General features: G+C 61.9%; 17 protein-coding genes. 9 read left to right on the top strand and 8 right to left on the bottom strand.

Annotated elements, in window-relative coordinates:
- Nucleotides 1-11: 11 nt before the first annotated feature.
- The 3 genes from rpsP to ffh form a co-directional block, all read right to left on the bottom strand.
- The gene (gene rpsP, locus AACP62_RS05980) at nucleotides 12-470 is read right to left on the bottom strand and encodes a 30S ribosomal protein S16 (RefSeq protein WP_339347046.1); all 459 of its coding nucleotides are present in this window, start codon (nucleotides 468-470) and stop codon (nucleotides 12-14) included.
- Between the two features lie 172 nt (nucleotides 471-642).
- Complete coding sequence (locus tag AACP62_RS05975; RefSeq protein WP_339347044.1) at nucleotides 643-1,608, bottom strand: endonuclease/exonuclease/phosphatase family protein; 966 nt, start codon at nucleotides 1,606-1,608, stop codon at nucleotides 643-645.
- Between the two features lie 30 nt (nucleotides 1,609-1,638).
- Nucleotides 1,639-3,255: a signal recognition particle protein gene (gene ffh / locus AACP62_RS05970; RefSeq protein WP_029677712.1), complete on the bottom strand. Its 1,617-nt coding sequence runs from the start codon at nucleotides 3,253-3,255 to the stop codon at nucleotides 1,639-1,641.
- A gap of 481 nt (nucleotides 3,256-3,736) precedes the next feature.
- Between ffh and AACP62_RS05965 the strand changes: the two genes are divergently transcribed.
- The 8 genes from AACP62_RS05965 (at nucleotide 3,737) to AACP62_RS05930 (ending at nucleotide 12,034) form a co-directional block, all read left to right on the top strand.
- A complete protein-coding gene (locus AACP62_RS05965; RefSeq protein WP_081708977.1) occupies nucleotides 3,737-4,996 on the top strand; it encodes an ABC transporter substrate-binding protein in 1,260 nt (419 codons plus the stop codon).
- Nucleotides 4,993-5,919, top strand: coding sequence for a carbohydrate ABC transporter permease (locus AACP62_RS05960; protein WP_229281630.1), 927 nt, complete (start codon nucleotides 4,993-4,995; stop codon nucleotides 5,917-5,919). The genes AACP62_RS05965 and AACP62_RS05960 overlap by 4 nt, the downstream gene beginning before the upstream one ends.
- Before the next feature lies 1 nt (nucleotide 5,920).
- Nucleotides 5,921-6,865 carry a carbohydrate ABC transporter permease gene (locus AACP62_RS05955; RefSeq protein ID WP_229281629.1) on the top strand — a complete coding sequence of 315 codons (945 nt, stop codon included), beginning with the start codon at nucleotides 5,921-5,923 and terminating at the stop codon, nucleotides 6,863-6,865.
- A gap of 19 nt (nucleotides 6,866-6,884) precedes the next feature.
- Nucleotides 6,885-7,340, top strand: coding sequence for a hypothetical protein (locus AACP62_RS05950; RefSeq protein WP_029677716.1), 456 nt, complete (start codon nucleotides 6,885-6,887; stop codon nucleotides 7,338-7,340).
- Nucleotides 7,341-7,628: 288 nt separating this feature from the next.
- On the top strand, nucleotides 7,629-8,939 hold the full coding sequence (locus AACP62_RS05945; RefSeq protein WP_339347039.1) for an ABC transporter substrate-binding protein: 1,311 nt from the start codon (nucleotides 7,629-7,631) through the stop codon (nucleotides 8,937-8,939).
- A gap of 31 nt (nucleotides 8,940-8,970) precedes the next feature.
- Nucleotides 8,971-9,906, top strand: a complete 936-nt coding sequence (locus tag AACP62_RS05940) for a carbohydrate ABC transporter permease (protein WP_024627639.1) — start codon at nucleotides 8,971-8,973, stop codon at nucleotides 9,904-9,906.
- A 20-nt stretch (nucleotides 9,907-9,926) separates the two neighbouring features.
- Entirely contained in the window at nucleotides 9,927-10,808 is an 882-nt protein-coding gene (locus AACP62_RS05935) for a carbohydrate ABC transporter permease (RefSeq protein WP_029677718.1), read from the top strand.
- 95 nt (nucleotides 10,809-10,903) lie between these two features.
- Entirely contained in the window at nucleotides 10,904-12,034 is a 1,131-nt protein-coding gene (locus tag AACP62_RS05930; protein WP_425332917.1) for a glycoside hydrolase family 172 protein, read from the top strand.
- Between the two features lie 23 nt (nucleotides 12,035-12,057).
- On the opposite strand, the gene AACP62_RS05925 is transcribed toward AACP62_RS05930, so the two are convergent.
- Both AACP62_RS05925 and cysS read right to left on the bottom strand, forming a co-directional pair.
- Nucleotides 12,058-13,068, bottom strand: coding sequence for a LacI family DNA-binding transcriptional regulator (locus AACP62_RS05925; protein ID WP_339347035.1), 1,011 nt, complete (start codon nucleotides 13,066-13,068; stop codon nucleotides 12,058-12,060).
- Between the two features lie 4 nt (nucleotides 13,069-13,072).
- Complete coding sequence (gene cysS, locus AACP62_RS05920) at nucleotides 13,073-14,650, bottom strand: cysteine--tRNA ligase (RefSeq protein ID WP_339347033.1); 1,578 nt, start codon at nucleotides 14,648-14,650, stop codon at nucleotides 13,073-13,075.
- Nucleotides 14,651-14,741: 91 nt separating this feature from the next.
- Here cysS and AACP62_RS05915 point away from each other — a divergent pair, with 91 nt between their 5' ends.
- The gene (locus AACP62_RS05915; protein ID WP_339347030.1) at nucleotides 14,742-15,467 is read left to right on the top strand and encodes a type 1 glutamine amidotransferase; all 726 of its coding nucleotides are present in this window, start codon (nucleotides 14,742-14,744) and stop codon (nucleotides 15,465-15,467) included.
- A 5-nt stretch (nucleotides 15,468-15,472) separates the two neighbouring features.
- On the opposite strand, the gene AACP62_RS05910 is transcribed toward AACP62_RS05915, so the two are convergent.
- From AACP62_RS05910 to AACP62_RS05900, 3 genes are read right to left on the bottom strand one after another with little or no spacing between them, the layout of a single operon-like run.
- Nucleotides 15,473-17,419, bottom strand: a complete 1,947-nt coding sequence (locus AACP62_RS05910) for an ATP-binding cassette domain-containing protein (RefSeq protein ID WP_339347029.1) — start codon at nucleotides 17,417-17,419, stop codon at nucleotides 15,473-15,475.
- Nucleotides 17,420-17,462: 43 nt separating this feature from the next.
- On the bottom strand, nucleotides 17,463-18,017 hold the full coding sequence (ilvN, locus tag AACP62_RS05905) for an acetolactate synthase small subunit (RefSeq protein ID WP_029677724.1): 555 nt from the start codon (nucleotides 18,015-18,017) through the stop codon (nucleotides 17,463-17,465).
- 14 nt (nucleotides 18,018-18,031) lie between these two features.
- Nucleotides 18,032-19,972: an acetolactate synthase large subunit gene (locus tag AACP62_RS05900; protein ID WP_339347028.1), complete on the bottom strand. Its 1,941-nt coding sequence runs from the start codon at nucleotides 19,970-19,972 to the stop codon at nucleotides 18,032-18,034.
- Nucleotides 19,973-20,052: the final 80 nt, after the last annotated feature.

Here is a 20,052-nt window from a genome sequence, read left to right as displayed (position 1 = left end):
GTGAATGTGCCTTACTCAGCTGCCTGCTCGGCCGGGGCGGCATCCGCCGACTCATCGGCCTTGGGGGCTTCCTTCTCCGCCTCAGCCTTGGCCTTGGCGTCAGCCTCGGACTTTGCGGCCTTGAGCTTCTGGGCTTCGTTCTGTGCCTGCTCGATGCGAGCCTGGGCGTCGACCTCGGCCTGCGGCACCTTAAGGGTGCCTTCCTTGCCGGGCAGATCCTTGAACTTCTGCCAGTCGCCGGTGATCTTCAGAAGGTTGAAGACAGGGTCGCTGGGCTGAGCGCCCACACCCAGCCAGTACTGGGCGCGCTCGGAGTCGATCTTGATTGAAGAGGGCTGGGTATTGGGATCGTAGGTGCCGATCTCCTCAATGACCTTGCCATCGCGCTTCTTGCGGGAATCGACCACGACCACGCGGTAGAAGGGGTAGAACTTCTTGCCCATTCTCTTCAGACGAATTCTGGTTGCCAAAACGGCTCTCCTTGGTACTTGGTGTGCCCGGCGGCGTCTCCATGTGGGGCATGGCGGCGCTCCTGGCGTGTTCCTCACGGCCGTCGGAATGAGAGGGCTCCTCCGGACATGAATAACAGCAAAAAGTATACCTCAACCGTGGGATATGGCGGGTGGTGAACCTGGATGGTGTTCAGAGCTGACGCGTCAGAGTCAGACGGGCCACTAGAGCTCGGTGGTCGCTGCCTGAAATCCGCAGGGCATGCATGGATTGCGGGACCAGGTCGCCGTCCGTCAGAATATGGTCGATTTCAATCAATGGGGGCAATGCGCTTGCGGAGGGGAAAGTCGGATGGCTGCCGGCTTTCAGGTGCAAAGAAGCGTCATGCAGCCCGGATTCAGCCAGCATGGCCCGGAAATTCGGATGCTGCAGGGTGGCGTTGCAATCGCCCATAACGATGGTGGGTACGGGCGGATGGGTAAGCCTGGCCAGGGCAGCGATGCCCATGCCCCACTGTCTGGCTCCTCGTTGGGGTGATTTGGGATGGACGCTGGCCACTCGAATCGGTCCAGAGCTAGTCTCGAGCTCAATCAGGGGTACCGCAGCCGCCGGAAGGTCCAGGACTGACGGGGAGGCTTTGACGGGTTGGTGGGCCGAGAAGATAGCGTTGCAGCCGCCGTTGTCGTCAAGGCTCGCAGTCCCCTGCGTCAGATAGGGCAGGAGCTGATTCAGGCCCGCAGCCTGAAGCGACTCCAGCAGCTTCCCTTTTACCTCCTGCAAGGCCAGCACTTCAATTCCATAGGCCTGCACGCAACGCACGACTTCTTCAGGATCAGCCCTGCCAAAGCGACAGTTCAGAGTCATGACGCTCAGTCCATGCTCGGAAGATGATTGACAGGTCCGGTCTGCTGGAGGAGGCAGCCGGTAGCTTAGGCGCTGCCAGCTGACCAGAGTGAGTTCGATCAGAGCCAGCAGGCATTGGGGCCAGGCGCGTGCCAAGACCGTCCATATCAGTATGGCCAACAGGGGAGCGGTCAGTAGGTCGATCAGGGCGATCAGCTCCACCAGAGGACGGTGCCAGTCAGCTCCGGCAGGCAGGAAGCGCAGAGTCATCCATAAGGCGATGAGCCCCAGGAGAATCCAGAGAAGGGTGTTCACGTGCCATTGTCTCCTGCAGGAGGAAGGGGGTCAGCGTCCGCCGAAGAGACCGCCCAGTCCGCCGCCCAGGTTGGGGGGCAGGTCCGGCAGGCCCTCGGGCATCTGCGGAGTTTCGGGGCGTTTGGCGAAGGCCGAGCCGCCGGAGGATTTGCCCTTGCCGGACAGGCGCTCACGTAGAGCCTTCTCTTCGGCCTCCCGCTTCATGGGATTGCCTGAACGGGAACCCTTGCGGCCTTTCTTGCCCTTTTTGCCCTTCTTGCCGCCGCCAGCACCCATGCCGCCCATGCCGGGGATCGAACGGCTGCCGTTGGTCATCCGCTTCATCATCTTGGCCGCCTGCTCGAACCGCTGCAGCAGGCCGTTGACAGCCGAGACCGTAGTGCCGGCGCCATAGGCGATCCGGGCCCGCCGTGAGCCGTCGATGATGCTGGGGTCGCGTCGTTCCTGGGGAGTCATCGACTGGATGATGGCCTGGGTCCGGTCCACCTCCTTTTCATCGAACTGTTCAAGCTCCTTGCGGTGCTGGGCCATGCCTGGAATCATCCCCAGGATGCTCTTGAAGGAGCCCAACTTGCGGACCTGCTGGAGCTGCTCCAGAAAGTCATCCAGGCCGAAGCTGCCCTCCGACATCTTCCCGGCGGCCTTGCGGGCCTCCTCCTCGTCGAACTGGCGCTGGGCCTGCTCGATCAGGGTCAGAATGTCGCCCATGTCCAGAATGCGGGAGGCCATCCGGTCGGGGTGGAAGACTTCGAAGTCCTTGAGACCCTCGCCGTTGGAATCGAAGAGGATGGGCTTGCCTGTCACCGAAGCCACCGACAGGGCCGCGCCGCCGCGGGCATCGCCGTCCAGTTTGGACAGGACCACGCCGGTGAAGTCCACGCCCTGGTCGAAGGCCTTGGCTGTGGCGACCGCGTCCTGGCCGATCATGGCATCGATGACGAAGAGGATCTCGTCGGGGTGGACGGCGTCGCGGATATTGCGGGCCTGCTCCATCAGCTCCTGATCCACGCCCAATCGACCGGCCGTATCAATGATGACCACGTCGTAGAGCTTGTCCTTGGCCACCCTGATTGAGTCAGCCGCCACCTTGACGGGATCGCCCGTGACCTGACCGGGGGCTGCCAGTTCGGATCCGCTGGTCTGCACGCCTGGCTCGGGTGCGTATACCGGCACTTCGGCGCGCTCGCCCACCACCTGGAGCTGGGTGACCGCGTTGGGCCGCTGCAGGTCAGCCGCCACCAACAGGGGGGTGTGCCCGGCATCCTTGAGCCAGTAACCCAGCTTCCCGGCCAGCGTGGTCTTGCCTGCACCCTGCAGGCCGGCCAGCATGATGACTGTGGGCGGGTTCTTGGCGAAATTGAGCGGTCGATCCACTCCCGCGCCCAGGATGCTGGTCAGCTCGTCGTAGACGATGGAGACCACCTGCTGGGCCGGGTTCAAAGCCTTGGAGACCTCTTCGCCCAGGGCGCGTTCCCGGATGCGTCCGGTAAAGGAGCGCACCACGTCCAGGGAGACATCAGCATCCAGGAGGGCGCGGCGGATCTCGCGGATTGTGCCGTCGATGTCGGCCTCGGTCAGCTTCCCCTTGGAGCGCAGATGGGTGAAGGCCTGGGAGAGCCGATCGGTCAAAGATGAAAATGCTGCCATAATGCCCCAAGTCTACCTGTCAGCCGGGAGATTGGCTCTGGTTTCAGCAATGCCTGTGCCCAGGGTTTGCCTGACATTGACTGATAGCGTCAGCGGCGTTTACCCTCATTGAAAGGCAACAGAACGATAATGCAGGTCGATGCCTTGTTCGTCGGAAATTGTCTTCGCAACGTTGCAAAGCGCATATCCTGCTCGTGTTAATTGAATGACTATACCGGTTTCTTGCCCAATTGTTCCTGATATGAAACGACGATTTTGTTCGATAACAAGGGGCGTGTTACTCTAAATTTGCAACGTTGCAAATTACTATGAACCGGTCGGTCCGGCTCGCTGGGCGTCGATGTTTGATGCCCGGGGGCCGACGGGTTCAGAAGAAACGATGCAGGGTTGCCGGCATACGGGTGTGCCGGTCCCATCGAGAGGAGCAAGAGGGATTGTGAGTGTCTTCAAGGAAGAAAGACACGGGGGAGGTGGAACCCACATGCCCCTATTCGCACGACGGTGGCTCAGGCTATTGCTGAGTCTGGCGGCCATATGTGGCATGGTGGTCTCGACCGCAGGCTGTGGCGGCGCGGATCAATCCGCCAAGGAGATCTACTTCTGGAATGGTTTGACCGGCGATGACGGCCCGGCCATGCAGAAAATCATCAAGGCCTTCAATGCACAGAGCCCCGAGTACAAGGTGGTCTTCCAGCCCATGAACGGCGGAGATCTGACCACCAAGATCTACAGCGTCATGCAGACCGGGAAGAACATCCCCGATCTGGTCATCAACGACTCGTTCTCCACTTCGGTTCTGCAGAGCCAAGGGTTGCTCAACCCATCGTCGGTGTGGACCAAGTACCATCCGGAGCTCAAGAAGTCGAACTTCCTGCCGCAGGCCTGGCAGAACACTGTGGTCAAGGGCAAGTCCTACGGCATTCCCCTGTACATGTTCCAGATGGCCATCTATTACAACAAGGATCTGATTCACAAGTACGGCCTGGACTACATCCTGGACGACCGGCTGGTCACCACCGATGAGATCGCCTCCATGAAGGGCAAGCTGCCCAAGGATGTCTATGGGCTCTGCCTGGGCAACCTGCCCTGGGCTATGATGTCCCTGCTCTACAGCACCGGTGGCAACATCGAGGATGGCGTCAAGGACATGACCGGTCCAGGCTGGCGCAAGCCGCTCAAGGCACTGCGCGACCTCAACGACCAGGGCATGCTCTCGCCCATCGACAGCGACGGCGAGCAGGTCTTCGCCTCTGGGCATGCGGTCTTCGGCATGCTGGGCACCTGGGCGCAGGGCAACATGTCCTCCACCCTGGGCAAGGACAAGGTTGGCGAGATCAACACCCTCCAGTACGGTACCGAGCACCCCTCCAACTTCCTATACCAGCAGAACTGGCTCCAGCTCAAGGACAAGAACCGGCCCGAGGCCAAGGTCAAAGCGGCCGCAGACTTCGTGGACTTCGTCTACAAGCATTGGATGATGTGGTCGGACGTGGGATCCATATCGCCGGCCTATCGTGACCTGAACAATCCGAAATATCAGAAGCTCATCCAGGCATCCTTCACCAACGACAAGCGTGAACGGCAATGGATCAAGACGTCCAACTATATCTATGGCGGCTATGCAACAGCCGGGTGGGGGTCCTTCATGGACATCGTCTATCGGAACATCTCCCTGGAGGAAGGTCTGAAGACGCTTGATCTGATGACCCAGGGCCAGATCCAGATTCAGGAGCAATCATGAGCGCACACGGCACAACCGCAGTCATGGATGGACGGGGCAAGCGTCGTCCGCTGGGACAGAAGTCCTTCTGGCACGCCTTCCCCTACATCGCACCGCACATGGTGGTCTTCGCCATCTTCGGAGTCATCCCGATCTTCTTCGGCATCTACCTGGCCTTCACCAGGTGGAACCTGGTCGGTTCCCCCACCTGGGTCGGCCTGGACAACTTCAAGCTGATCTTCGACAAGTCCACCTACTTCTACTCCATCTTCTGGAGGGACATGTGGCATACGATCATCTTCGTGCTGATCAGCGTGCCCCTGACCATCATCGTCCCCCTGCTGCTGGCCTGGGCCCTGCAGACCAAGCACCTGAAAGGCGTGGGGCTCTTCCAGGCCATCTTCTACGTGCCCGGGCTGATCTCCGTGGCCGCAGGAGCCCTGGTCTGGCGGCTGGTCTTCAACTCTCAGTTCGGCCTGCTCAACACCACCTTCCGGTGGGACATCAACTGGCTGGGCAAGCAGCCTTGGGCCTGGATCGCCATCTTCGTCCTCAGCCTCTGGGGAGGTATCGGTGGCAACCTGATCATCTACCGGTCGGCCCTGTCCGGGGTAAGCCAGGATCTGTACGAGGCGGCCTCGGTGGACGGCGCCGGACCCATCCGGCAGTTCTTCAGCATCACCCTGCCAGCAATCAAGCTGCCACTCTTCTATACGACCATCATGACCACGGGCGGTGCCTTCAACGTCTGGGGTCAGCCGCAGATGCTGACCGGCGGCGGTCCTGCATACACCTCGCAGGTGCTGCTGATGGACATCAGGAACCTGGCCTTCCCGCAGGGGCCTTCGGCCGCTGGCATGGCCTCGGCAATGGCCTTGTTGCTGGGGATCATCCTCATGCTGATCTCCCTGGTACAGATATTCTTCATGAACAAGGAGGACTGACATGAGTTCGGCAACCCTTGATATGTCATCCCTGGGCAAGGGGCTCAAGGCTCCAGGCCCCAGCGCAACGGTTCCCGGCGGCGAGAACGTGCCTGAAAACCACCACAAGGTGCTCAAGCCATCGCTGGTTGCCATCTATGTGGTGCTGATCGTCCTGGCTGTGGTCTGGATCATTCCTGTGGTCTACACCATCACAACATCGTTCAAGTCACCCCAGGAGTTCCTGAAGAACGCCTATAATTTCCTGCCCGCGCACTGGGTCACCGTCAACTACCTGACCCTGCTGCAGGCCTCGGCCTCTTACCCGGTCTTCAACTGGCTGGGCAATTCGCTGATCATCTCGCTGTCCCATGGCATCTTGGCGGTCTGCGTGGTGGCCCTGGCAGGGTACGGCTACTCCCGCATCAATTTCAAGGGCAGGGATACGCTCTTCTTCGTCCTCCTGCTCATCTCGATGTTCCCGGGTGTGGTCAACATGATTCCCTCCTACCGCATTGTGGCCACCTTCGGCTGGATCAACTCCTACTGGTCCTGCATCATCCCCGGTTTGGGGAACGTGGCCAACATCTTCCTGGTGCGCAACTTCATGAAGGGAATCCCCAAGGAGATCGACGAGGCCGCCGAGATTGACGGCGCCGGCGACTTCCGCATCTTCCGCAGCATCATGCTGCCCTCCATCCGCCCAATCCTGATCGTGATCTTCCTGTTCGCCTTCACTGGAGCCTGGAACGACTTCCTCTGGCCCACCCTGGTCTTCAACGATATCAAGAAGACCCCTGTTACGGCCGGCCTGCAGCTGCTGGGCAACCAGATGATGCAGTACAACCAGATGGGCACGCTTTGCGCGGCCACCTGCCTGGCCATCATCCCCACCCTGCTGCTCTTCGTGTTCGCCCAGCGCTACTTCCTGCAGTCGCTGAACATCACCTCGGGCCTCAAGGGCTGAATCAGGAAAGGCTACAACAATGGCAAAGGAAAACCGTAACGATCATCTGGCGGGCAAGGACGTAGCGAGCAGAAGGACCGAGAAGATCATCCTCCTGGTGGCGGCAGCCATCAACGTGATCATGGCCTCGGTCACTATGTTCATCTACTCGCCCTGGTTCAAGGATGAGGGCTATGCCATCCTCGGACGGGCCGGACGTCTGGCCGACGATATGGCCACAGTCAACGGTGCCGCCACCGTGGCCCAATCCTACGGTTTTCTGCTGCTCATCCTTGGGGCGGTCTCCTTCATTGTGGCTCTGCGGGCCATGCGGCCCTCAACGATCGTTCGAGGGGTGCAGTATTGGATGATCTTCTGCATGGTCTTTTCCTTGGCCACGGCAGATTGGCTTTCGCTGATCGCCTACGGCCTGGCCTTCGTCACCTATGTTGCCAGGAACAAGACCATCCGCCGGATCCCGTCGAGTCGAAGGTGACCAGTCCCGGGGGCATGCGGCGCCCCTGATCGCTGCGCTTCCAATTCCCTTCCCATTGTCCGAAGCCATCGGGCAAGGGGAAGGGTTTTCCGTATTTTCACCCGTCCTCTTCAGTGTGCCCAGTTGACATGATTCCATTTGAGCCTCTATACTGAGTCGAAACGATTCGATACCTCGGGTGCATCGACGGAGATGATTAGTGCCCTGCAGTCCGCCCGAAGTCGAAACCTTTCGACAAGTCGAATTGCGATAACTGGATGCAAGGATGCAAGGAAGTTAGGAGCCATCATGAAGATCAGAAGAGGGATCGGGGCGGCCTTGGCCTTGGCCATGTCGATCCTGCCGCTGGCGGCCTGCGGATCGGGGGGCGATGCTCCCCAGGAAGCCCATCCGTCCAGCATCAAGATCTGGTACTACGAGGAGCCAAGCAGCGGCCAGGCCCGGGGCTGGCTGAAGGCTGCCGATATCTTTACCCGGCAGACCGGCATCAAGGTGGATTTCGAGGTCAAGTCTTTCACGCAGATCGCCCAGAATGGCAGCCAGTTCCTCAACTCGGACGACGCCCCGGACGTCATGGAGTCCAATCGAGGCAACGGCTCGGCCGGGGTCCTGTCCACCCTGCAGCTGCTGACTGACCTGAAGCCCTATGTGCAGAAGTACGGCTGGGACAAGAAGGTGCGCGGCCAGGCGGCGGCGGTGGGCAAGTACGACAAGCGCGGCGTCATGGACGGGGATACCTGGTACGGGGTTTCCTCCTACGCGGAGATGCAGCGGGTCTACTACAACAAGGACCTCTTTGCCAAGTACAAGATCCCCATCCCGCAAACCTTTGACCAGTTTGTGGCTGCCCTCAAGGCCTTCAAGAGCCACGGGGTCACGCCCATAGCGGCCGATGCCCAGGAATACGGGGTGCTTTGGCTCTGGTGGCAGCTGGCCATGACCAAGGCCGATGCCCAATTCGTCGACGACTGGCAGCTCTACAAGCATCCGGTCAACTGGCGCAGCAAGCCGCTGACCTTCGCCACCAACACCATCCGTGACTGGGTCGACAAGGGATACATCTCCAAGAATGCCACCGGTATGAAGGCCGAGGATACGACCACGGCCTTCATCAAGGGGACCTATCCCATCTACCAGACCGGCACCTGGAACCAGACCCGCTTCATGGAACAGGTGAAGGCCTTCGACTGGACGGCATCCATTTTCCCAGGGGCCAGGATGGTCGAGGGCTGCGCAGGCAACCTGCTGGTCATCCCGCAGAAGTCCCGGCGCAAGGATGCCGCGGCCCGCTATATCAACGTGGTCCTGTCCAAGGAGGTTCAGAACTACATCGGCAACAAGGGCGGTGTGCCAGTGGCGGCCGATACGGCGGCCATCACCAACCCCAAGAGCCGTGATCTGGTCAATGAATACACCAAAGCCTCGGACGCCAGCCGGATGAGCTACTACCCCGACTACCCTGCGCCCAACCTGACCGACGCCATGCCGGCCGCCTTCCAAGAGCTGGTCAACGGCACCAAGAGCCCCGACCAGGTTCTGGACACCCTGCATAAGAACTACGACGACGGCGTCGCCCAGCTCGATCTGGATGACGACTGAGCTGCGTCAATCCGCCAAGGAGAGTACAAGCATGTCTGACACACATAGCAGGAAGAAGGCGCAGTCCCGCATCCCGGGCAGTGCGCCCTCGCGGTTCGTCCCTTATCTGATTCCCGGTCTGATAGGCATCGTGGCCATCGTCATAGTGCCCATCTTCTGGAACATCTACCTGAGCTTCACCCGTTGGAGGGGGGTGGGGCCGACCAAGTGGGTGGGTCTGCGCAACTGGCGACGGCTCATGGGCGACTCGACCTTCTGGGTCTCCTTCGGCCACACCCTCTGGATTATTGTGGCCATCGTCATCATTCCCACGGTCCTGGGCCTGCTGATTTCCTCGGCCCTGACCGACGTGATCCAGAAGAAGTTCGGCCCCCACACCTCCTCGACCCTACGGGCCCTTTACTACCTGCCCCAGGTTCTGCCTGTGGCCGTGGCCACCATCATCATGGGCTGGATCTTCCGCCCTGAAGATGGTGCGGTCAACGACCTGCTGACCAAGATCGGCCTGGGTGGATTGGCCCACAACTGGCTGGGTTCGACCACCACGGCCCTGCCCATCCTCATGGTCATCCTGATCTGGATCCAGTTGGGTTATCCCATCGTCATCTTCATGTCCGGACTGCAGCGGGTGGATCCCGAGCTCTACGAGGCGGCCAGCCTGGACGGGGCCAACTGGTGGCAGAAGTTCCGCGTCATCACCCTGCCCTCCATCATCCCCGAGCTGCTGGTGGTCATCCTCACCTCCACCATCGGCGCCCTGAAGACCTTCGCTCCGGTCTATCTGCTGACCAAGGGCGGGCCCGGCACCTCCACCATGGTTCCCTCCTACTACTCCTACAACCAGTTCTTCCAGGTGCAGCAGGTGGGCTACGGCGCCGCTATCTCGACATCCCTGACCGTGGTCATCGTCATCTTCTCCATCGTCTTCACCATCGTGCAGAAGCGCGTGCAAAAGAGCATCGCCTGAGGAAGGCTAGGAAGCACATCATGAATAATCAAGCCACACTGCAAGCCGACGCCCGGGTGTCCTCCCGGCACGCCCGTAGAATCCGTACCTGGGGGGACTGGGCCGGTCTGATCCTGTTGATCGCCGGAGCCGTAATCATGCTCTTCCCCCTGCTGATCCTGGTCCTGAACGCCTTCAAGACCACGGCTGACTACAACGCCACAGGCCCCTTGTCCGTGCCCGCCCACTTCAGCATGGACGGCATCATCTCCTTCTGGAACAAGAGCAATTTCCCGCTCAAGCTGGGCAATTCACTGCTTATCTCTCTGGTGGTTGCCGTGGTCGGGGTCCTGCTTTCGGTCCTCAATTCCTTCGCCCTGGGCATTGGCAGGGTCAAGGGCAACACGGTCATCCTCCTGTTCATCATGCTGGCCAACATGGTTCCCCAAGAGGCCTTGCTCTACCCGCTCTACGTCATGTTCAAGTGGATGGGCTTCTATAACTCCCAGTGGTCCATCATCATCATCTTCACCATCATCCAGAGCGCCTATGGCACCTACCTGCTCTCCTCGGTCTACGGGACCTTCCCCCAGGCCATCCTGGAGGCGGCCACCGTCGACGGGGCCTCGCGCTGGCAGATTCTGCGCAAGATCGTGCTGCCGGTGTCCTGGTCGACCATCAGCGTCCTCTTCGTCTTCTTCTTCATCTGGACCTGGAACGAGTACATGATCCCCATGGCCTTCCTGATGAGCGAGAAGACGCAGACCATCCCGCTGGCACTGGCGACCATGCAGGGGCAGCACACCATGGCTGCCACCGATCTGGCCTCCGCCTCCCTGCTCAGCATCATTCCCACCATCATCTTCTTCATCTTCTTCCAGAGGAAGCTCTCGCAGGGGATAGTGGCTGGCGCTGTCAAGTAATCGTCGCTGCACAAGTACACTGAACAATGGCCGCCCGCTGCAAGAAGGCAAGGGAGGGGAGCGGGCGGCCCGAATATGAAAGGCAAATCACAACCATGGCTATGACCATGCCGAACATCACCAACGGTCTTGAGGCGCTGACCCGCCCATCCACAGACCGCACCCGCTGCATCAACGCCGAGAACCCTCGGGGAGGCAAGGGCAGCGCAGCTATGACGGCCAGCAATCTCGGTCCATCCAGAAAGGGGACCCCCTGCCTGAGGAACATTCCTCCTGGGCAGGATATGGTTCTGGCCGACCTGTCCGGAGCGGGCGAGATCCGTCATATCTGGATGACCGTGACCGATGCCACCTCGCCCACCGGGCCCAACGTCCTGCGCAATCTGATCCTGGAATGTTACTGGGATGGCGAACAGACACCCTCCGTCTGCGTGCCTCTGGGCGATTTCTTCTGCTGCGGCCATGCCCAGGCCTGCCGGGTGGAGTCCGTGCCCGTGGCCGTCTATCCGCGCCGGGGCTTCAACTGCTACTGGCCCATGCCCTTCCATGACGGGGCCCGGATCGTCCTGCGCAACCGGCACAACGAACCCCTTGAGGCCTTCTTCTATCAGATCGACTACGTGGAAAAGGACAGATTGCCCGAGGAGGTCATGACCTTCCATGCCCAGTGGCGCCGTCAGCGGGTCACTGAACTGGGTCAGGACTACGTGATCCTGGACGGAGTGCATGGTCGGGGCTCCTACGTGGGCACCTATCTGGCCCTGACCGCCCTGGAGAGCCGCTGGTGGGGCGAGGGCGAGGTCAAGGTCTACCTGGACGGGGACAAGGACTATCCCACCTGGTGCTCCACGGGCAGCGAGGATTACTTCGGCGGCGCCTGGAGCTTTGCCGGGCAGGACCCCGATGGCCGGATGCACGAGGTCACCTACAGCGGGGCCTACATGGGATTTCCCTTCCACTCCAGGCAGTTGGACAACCGCGAATCCCAGTACTGGGATGCTGACACCCCGGTGACCAGAGGGTTCTACCGTTGGCACATCCCCGACCCCATTATTTTCAGCAGCGACATCAAGGTGACCTTGCAACAGATAGGCGTAGACGAACAGGGCTACTTCGAGCGTCAGGACGACCTGGCCAGCGTGGCCTACTGGTACCAGCAGGAGCCCCACCAGCCCTTCCCGCACAATGTGCTGGAGACAGGGGAGCGGGATCGCCGGCCCCGCTGAGCGGCTCTGGGGGCCTCCAGCCTCTATCGGCTGATGGAGGAGCGGTCGATCAGTCTGGGGCGCTCCAGTTGGACTCGACCGGCCAGGGAAACCCCCTCCTCCACAGCCTGGGTCAGCAGATCCGCGGCCTTGGCACACAGTGAGCGGGGTGTGAGGGGCATCTCGGAGATGCCTTGAAGCTCAAGAGTGGGGCTGACCTTGCCTGCGGCGCAGGACAGAACAGCCACATCGTCGGGAATGCTCACACCGTCCGAGCGCATGCGGACCACCACGGTGTCAAGCAGAGAGGGGCGAATCTGGCCGATCAGGCCATCGATGCGACCATGATGGATGATGTCCAGCACCTGCTGGGTGTAGGCCAGATCGCTGCCGGTAGGCCCAGGCTGAAGCTGCAGGTCCATGCCCAGGCGGCGGGCCCAGGTCTTGAGACTGCGCAGCAGGATAAGACGGAAGCCGGACCCGCGCCGGTATTCGCCCTCCAGATCCTCCAAAAAGAGCAGGCGTTTGCGTCCGGCTCGGGCCATGGCTTCCACCGCCATGCGTCCCATCAGGTCGAAGTCCAGATCCACGCAGGCGCAGGCTGTGTGTTCTCGAGGCACTCCCAGAGCCACGCAGGGACGTCCGTATGAGGAGGCCTGGGCGGCACGGATGTCATCGTCCACCAGATCCATCAGGACCACGCCGTCGGCCAGATTGCTACGGGTGACCCGCCGAATATCTTCGACGCCGTTCTCGGCGGTCAGCAGCAGGGAGTCATAGCCACGAGCATGCTCGCAGCTGGCCATCTCGATGAAGTAGTCCGCGTAGGAGGCCCGGTTCTGCCCGGGGCGCAGAGGGGCGCTCAGGGCGACGATCTGATTGCGCTTGGCTCGTAGCATCCGGGCGCCGGCATCCGGGGCGTAGTCCAGTTCGTCGGCGGCCTGCATGATTCGGTGGTAGGTTTCCGGAGAGACGGGACGCTTGCCGGAGAAGGCATAGGAGACTGTGCTGACCGAGACCCCGGCTCTCCTGGCGACGTCGCGTATGTCGGACATGGGTTCAGCGGCTCAGATCCCAGGTGCTGCCAGCGGGCGTGTCCGCCACGGCTACGCCAGCCGCCGACAGCTGGTCCCGGATGGCATCGGCACGGGCGAAGTCATGATCTTTCCGTGCTTGTTCGCGTTCCAGCAACTGCTGGCCTACCAGGGTATCCAAGGTCCTCATAGCCCGATCGTCCTGGTCGGATGCGGCTCCTGCCCAGTGGGGATCGAGGGGATCAAGTCCGAAGACATCCAGCATGGCCCTGACCTGAAGCAGGGCGTTGGACAGCCACTTCCGGTCCAGAGCTGCCGGGTCCGCATCCATTGCCGCGTTGGCTTGACGGATCAGTGCATAGAGGGCAGCCAGGCCGCCTGACACGTTGATGTCGTCATTCATGGCCTGTACGAAGTCCTCTGGCAGATTGTCCGCGCCCAGTCCCGCCACGCGGTCACGCTCGGGCTGTGCTCCCAGGATCCGACCGGCCCGGTCCACGAAGTTGCTGATGCGATCGTAGGCGCCCTGAGCCTCCTGAAGGGACTGGTCAGACCATTCCAGCATGGACCGGTACTGCACCGAGACCAGAGCGTAGCGCACCACCCAGGCCGGATGCTGCGAGAGCACCTGGTCCACGGACAGTCCGTTGCCCAGAGACTTGCTCATTTTTTCGCCCTTCTGGGTCACCCAAGCCGTGTGCATCCATCGATGGGCGAATCCCCAGCCTGCCGCGTGCGACTGGGCCATCTCGTTCTCGTGGTGGGGGAATCGCAGGTCCAGGCCGCCTCCGTGGATGTCGAAATCCGCACCCAGATAGCGGTGGCTCATGGCTGAGCATTCCAGATGCCAGCCCGGCCGACCTGTGCCGAAGGGTGTTTGCCAGCGAGCCGTGGGCGGATCGGTGGGCTTGGGTGCCTTCCACAGTGCGAAGTCGCGGGGATCACGCTTGCCGGGCTCCTCATCGGCGTCGGTATTCTGCCCATCGGTGTCGATGCTGGGTCCCAGCCGGTCGTTGGCGGCGGCCTGTTCGTCGGCGGGCTGGGTGCCGGTCTGCTGGTGGGTCAGGGCACCATATTCGGGCCAGGAGGCCACGTCGAAGTAGACGTTGCCTGATGGGCGACCCTGTTCGTCGGGCACCACATAGGCGTGGCCACGATCGATGATGCGCTGTATCAGATCGATCATCTCGGGGATGTGTCCGGTGGCTCTGGGCTCGTATGTGGGTGGCAGAACCCCCATGGTCTCGTAGGCATGGGTGAATTCGCGCTCGTAGATGTAGGCCCGTTCCCACCAGCGCTGGCCGTTGGCCGCCGCCTTGGTCAGGATTTTGTCGTCGATGTCAGTCACGTTCCTGATCAGGGTCACCTGGTATCCCAGCCTGAGCAGCCAGCGGCGGATCACGTCGAAGGCCAGCGTGGTCCTGATATGGCCAATGTGGGGTGAGCTCTGCACCGTGGCCCCACACACGTAGATGCCAACCTTGCCCGGTTCGATGGGCTGGAAAGGGGTCACCTTGTGATCAGCCGTGTCATACAGACGCAGACCAGCTGCGGCCAGACTGACTGAAGCCTTGGAATCATGCGGTTGCGAACTCGTGTCCATACCCTTGAGCCTATCAAGGCTTGCTGACTGTCCAAGCGGAAATGCCGAGCCTACGGACCCGGTCCGAGGGCATATGTGCAAGAATGGAATCATGGCGAAACCTAGGGTGCTGGTGCTCCAGCATGTGGATTGGGAAAAGCCGGGTCGCATTCTCGATAACCTCCAGGAGTGCGGGCTGGACACCGAGATCACCAATATCGTGGATGAGAAAAAGCCCAAGCTGCCGCGCTCGCGTGAGTTGGCGGGGCTGGTCATCATGGGCGGGCCCATGTCGGCTGACGACTACGCGCAACACCCCGGACTCAAGGCGGAGACCAAGCTGGCCAAGGCGGCAATGGCTGCAAACAAGCCCATTCTGGGAATCTGCCTGGGGCATCAGATTGTGGCGCGGGCCCTGGGAGGCACCCTGTTGAAGGACCAGGAGCCCGAATACGGCATGGGGCCCATCCGCTGGGTGGGGCAGGATGACGACGTGGCCATGTGGAGCAAGAATACGGACGTGTTGCACTGGCATGCCGACCAGGTCACCCTGCCGCCTGGGGCCAAGCTCCTGGCCCGCTCCCAGGCAACCAAGGTTCAGGCTTTTCGACTTGGGTCAGCCCTGGGCCTGCAGTTCCACCTGGAGGTTACGGCGCCCCTCTTCGAGGAGTGGATGCAGGTGCCGAGCATGGTCGGAACGATGAAGAAGTCCAAGATTGCTAAAATGCGCGACGAATTTATCAAGGGGATGCCGCAGATGCAACCTCTGGCCGACGCGATCTTCTCTGCCTTTGCGGCCCGGTGCTCGACCCAGGCCGCTCAGCTGGCTGCCGCCTGAGGCTACTACTCCAGCTCCTCCCCGATGGTCAGCCACTCCTCCTCCAGCTGGTCTGACTGTCCGGTCAGATCCTTGAGCTTGCTGTTGAGCTCGTTGAGGCCCTGGTAGTCGCCGGGGTCGTGCTCGGCCATCTGCCGTTCAAGATCCTTGCGCTGATCGGCCAGCTTGGCTAGCTTGCGTTCGATGGCAGAGGCCTGCTTATTCAGATTTCGTCTGGCAACTCGTTCGGCCTTGGCCTGATTGGAGTCTCCGGCCTCCTTGGCTGATGCCCGGCCCGGTGCATCCGCTGCCTCCCGGTCGGCCGAATCGACCATATCCAGGTAGTCCTGAACACCGCCGGGCAGATGAACCACCTTGCCGTTGATCAGCGCGAACTGCTGGTCGGTCACCCGCTCCAGCAGGTAGCGATCATGGGAGACCACGATCAGGGTGCCCGGCCATGAGTCCAGCATGTCCTCCATGACGGCCAGCATGTCGGTATCCAGGTCGTTGCCTGGCTCGTCCATGATCAGCACGTTGGGTTCGTCCAGCAGGATGAGCAAGAGCTGCATGCGGCGCTTCTGTCCGCCAGACAGGTCGCTGATTCTGGTCATCAGTTGGGAGCTTTCAAAGCCCAGACGCTCCATCAACTGGCTCGGGGACACCTCCTTGCCCTCCACTAGATAGGTGGGTTTGTAACGGCTGAGGACCTCCTTGATCCGATAGCGGCCCAGTTTCTCCAGCTCGTCCAGACGCTGGGTCAGCACCGCAAAGCGGACCGTCTTGCCGACCTTGACGTGGCCTGCTGTGGGAGCCACGCTGCCGTCAATCAGACCCAGCAGGGTGGACTTGCCCGCTCCGTTGGCGCCTACGATGCCAAACCGGTCGCCAGGGCCGATCAACCAGGTCACGTCGTCCAGGACCTTGTGTCCGCTGATGGTAAGGGTGTCGGCCGCTGCAGTGCTTGGACGCTCCTTGCCGGGATCGGCGGCCACGGTCACCGATCCCATCAGGGGGCGTTCGGCATGAGGGGAGGGGACCCGGTCGTTTTGGTTTCCATTGGCATCGGAGTCGGCCCCTGGATAGATCTTGGTCACGTCGACCAGGTCCACCACCTGCTTGCCCAGGCGGGAGGTGGCCATCCGCTTGAGTTCCAGGCTGTTGCGCATGGGTGGCACGTCGGCGATCAGTTCCTGCGCGGCCTTGACATGGAACTTCTGCTTGGTCGATCGGGCCCGGGCGCCTCGGGTCAGCCAGGCCAGTTCCTTGCGGGCCAGGTTGCGGCGCTTGGTCTCGGCCAGATCCGCCTGGCGCTCGCGCTCCACCCGCTGGAGCATGTAGGCGCTGTAGCCGCCCTCGAAGGGGTCGATGGTTCCGTCATGTACCTCCCACATGGAGGTGCAGACTTCGTCCAGGAACCAGCGGTCGTGGGTGACCAGCAGGAGGGCTCCGGAGTTCTTGGCCCAGCGGTTCTTCAGGTGCTCGGCCAGCCAGTGGATGGTGAGCAGATCCAGATGATTGGTCGGCTCATCCAGGGCCAGGATGTCCCAATCCCGCAGCAGCAACCGGGCCAGGTCCACCCTGCGGCGCTGACCACCGGACAGGGTACCCACCTTGGCCTCCAGCTCCATGCCACCCAGAAGGGATTCAACGATTTCGCGCGATCTGGGGTCGGCAGCCCACTCGTAGTCTTGCCGATTCTCCAGGGCCGCCTTGCGGACCGTGTCCTCGTCCTTCAGGGGATCACGTTGGTCCAGCATGCCGAAGGTGAGTCCATTGCGCATGGTCACCCGGCCCTGATCGGGTTCCTGTGTGCCCTTCAGCAGGTGTAGCAGGGTGGACTTGCCGTCGCCGTTTCGGCCAACGATGCCGATCCGGTCACCCTCGAAGATGCCCTGCGTCACATCCGTAAAGATGGTTTTTGTGGCGAAGGATAGAGCGACGTGTTCCAGACCGAGATCATAGATGGGCATGATTCCCCAATCTACCGCCAGCCTTGGATGGAAGTCCTGGGAGTCAGCGATCGGTGATCTGGGAGCCCAGCACCTTCTCGCTCAGGGCCCGGGGACCTCGGGTAACGGCTACAGCGCCCGAACGGACCAGCTCGATGATGCCGAAGGGCCGCAACAGCCGCAGCAGGGCCTCCAGTTTGCCTTCGGCCCCGGTGGCCTCAATGGTCAGGGACTCGGGGTGGACGTCGACCACGCGCACGCGGAAGAGTTTGACGATCTCCAGTACGTCGGAGCGGTTGCGCTCGTTGGCCTTGACCTTGATCATGACCAGCTCGCGCTCCACGGCCTCGTCGCCCTTGAGCTCGACGATCTTGAGCACGTGCAGGAGTTTGTTGAGTTGCTTGATGATCTGCTCCAGGGGGACGGCCTCCACGTCTGCTGTGACCGTTATCCGGGAGATGTCGTCCCGCTCGGTGGACGAGACGGACAGGGAGTTGATGTTGAAGGCGCGCCGGGCGAACAGGCCGGCCACCCTGGCCAGGACGCCGGGGCGGTTCTCGACAAGGACGGAAAGGGTGTGTCGTTCGGAACCGGGCTTGGATGCTGGATAATTGGCCATGTGGTGCCCCTTTCCTACTTGTTCATGCGACCGGCGGCGTCGCTGGCCATGGCTGCCCGGTCGGCTCCGGTCTGCTCGCGCGGCTCGGCCTGCTCCTGCTCCGGACGGATGCCGGCCAGGGGCTGCACGCCAGGCTTGTAGATGATGGTGTCATTGGAGGCGCCTGCTGGGACCATGGGCCATACCATGGCATCCTTCCAGACGCGGAAGTCGATCAGGACCGGTCGGTCGGTCACCGCGTTGGCCTTATCGATGGCCTCCAGGGCCTGCTCCTGGGTAAAGGCCCGCAGTCCCAGGCAGCCATAGGCCTCGGCCAGCTTGACGAAGTCGGGGATGCCGTTGCCGTCTGTGGGCTTGGCGCCGCCGTCCTCCAGGTTGGTCTGGGAGTAGTGGCTGCCATAGAAGAGGGTCTGCCACTGACGGACCATGCCGTAGACCGAGTTGTTCAGTATGGCGATGCGGATGGGCAGTCCCGCCTGCCCGGCCGTGGCCAGTTCCTCGGAGGTCATCTGGAAAGAGCCGTCCCCGTCAATCAGCCAGACGGGCCTCGGATCATCCTCTTCTCGGGTGCCGATTGCCGTGCCTATTGCGGCGGGCAGACCGTAGCCCATGGTCCCCAGTCCGCAGGAGGAGACCCAGGAGCGGGTGCGTTCGAAGTCGATGAACTGGCTGGCCCACATCTGGTGCTGACCTACACCGGATACCCAGATGGTATTGGGGTCGGCCTTGTTGCTCAGGGTCTGGACCACCCACTGAGGGGCCAGTGTGCCATCCGGGCTGGGTTCAAAGGTGGTGGGGTAGTCGTGCCGCCACCCGTCGATCAGCCGCCACCAGGGCTTGAGGTCGGGCTTGCCCCAGGTGCGCTGGGCGGCCTTGAGCGCTGGGATCAGATCGTCCAGCACCTGGCCCACATCCCCGACGATGGGTACGTCCGCCTGCCTGTTCTTACCGATTTCGGCCGGGTCGATGTCGATGTGGATGACCCGGGCCACCGGGGCGAAGTCCTCCAGGCTGCCGGTCACCCGGTCGTCGAAGCGTGTGCCCACAGCCACCAGCAGGTCGGAATGCTGGATGGCCCCGTTGGCCGCCACCGTTCCGTGCATGCCGGGCATTCCCAGAACAGCCGGGTCGGAGTCGGGCACGATGCCACGCGCAGGCAGGGTGGTGACCATGGGGGCACCGGTGGCTCGAACGAGTTCCTGGACCTGCCGACGGGCGTCTGACCGGACTGCGCCGCCGCCCACATAGAGGACGGGCCTGTGCGACTGGACCAGGAGCCGGGCGGCATCGTCCAGGACGTGCCCGTGGGCACGCGTCACTGGGTTATAGCCAGGCAGGATCATTTCCTGGGGCCAGGAGTAGAGCATTTTGCCGTTCTGAGCCGTCTTGCTCAGGTCCACCACTACCGGGCCGGGCCTTCCCGAGCGTGCGATGTGGTAGGCCTCGGTCATGACCCGGGGGATGTCCTGGGCCTTGGTCACCAGATAGGAATGTTTGGCCACCGGGTAGGTGATGCCCACGATGTCGGCTTCCTGGAAGGCGTCGGTGCCGATGGAGTCCACGCCCACCTGGCCGGTCACCACCACCAGGGGAACCGAGTCCATCATGGCATCGGCTATGGGGGTGACCATGTTGGTGGCTCCGGGTCCGGAGGTCACCAGGCAGACCCCCACCTTGCCCGTGGAGACGGCGTAGCCCTCGGCTGCGTGGCCGGCTGCCTGCTCATGGCGGGTCAGTGTGAAGTTGAAGCGCACCTGATCGTCAATGGCGTCGTAGGCGGGCAGAATGGCGCCTCCTGGAACGCCGAAGACCTGGGTGACCCCCAGATCCTCCAGGGACCGAATCAGTGCCTGGGCTCCCGTCATGGGCTCGCCCTGGGCAGGGACATCCTTGTCGTCATGGTCCCAGTTTTTGGGTACCGAGCTGAACGCTTGTAGAGGTGTCGGCAGACTCATGTTTCCTCTCGACCTCCAGACTGCGCGCCGACCTGCGGCCGTGCATGTCGAAATACGAACCTGTCGGAGCGTCGGCGGGG

It is taken from the genome of Bifidobacterium apis (assembly GCF_036986835.1).
Classification (GTDB): domain Bacteria; phylum Actinomycetota; class Actinomycetes; order Actinomycetales; family Bifidobacteriaceae; genus Bombiscardovia; species Bombiscardovia apis_A.
Note: the sequence above shows the minus strand (reverse complement) of the source record. Positions and strands in the feature narration are given on the sequence as shown.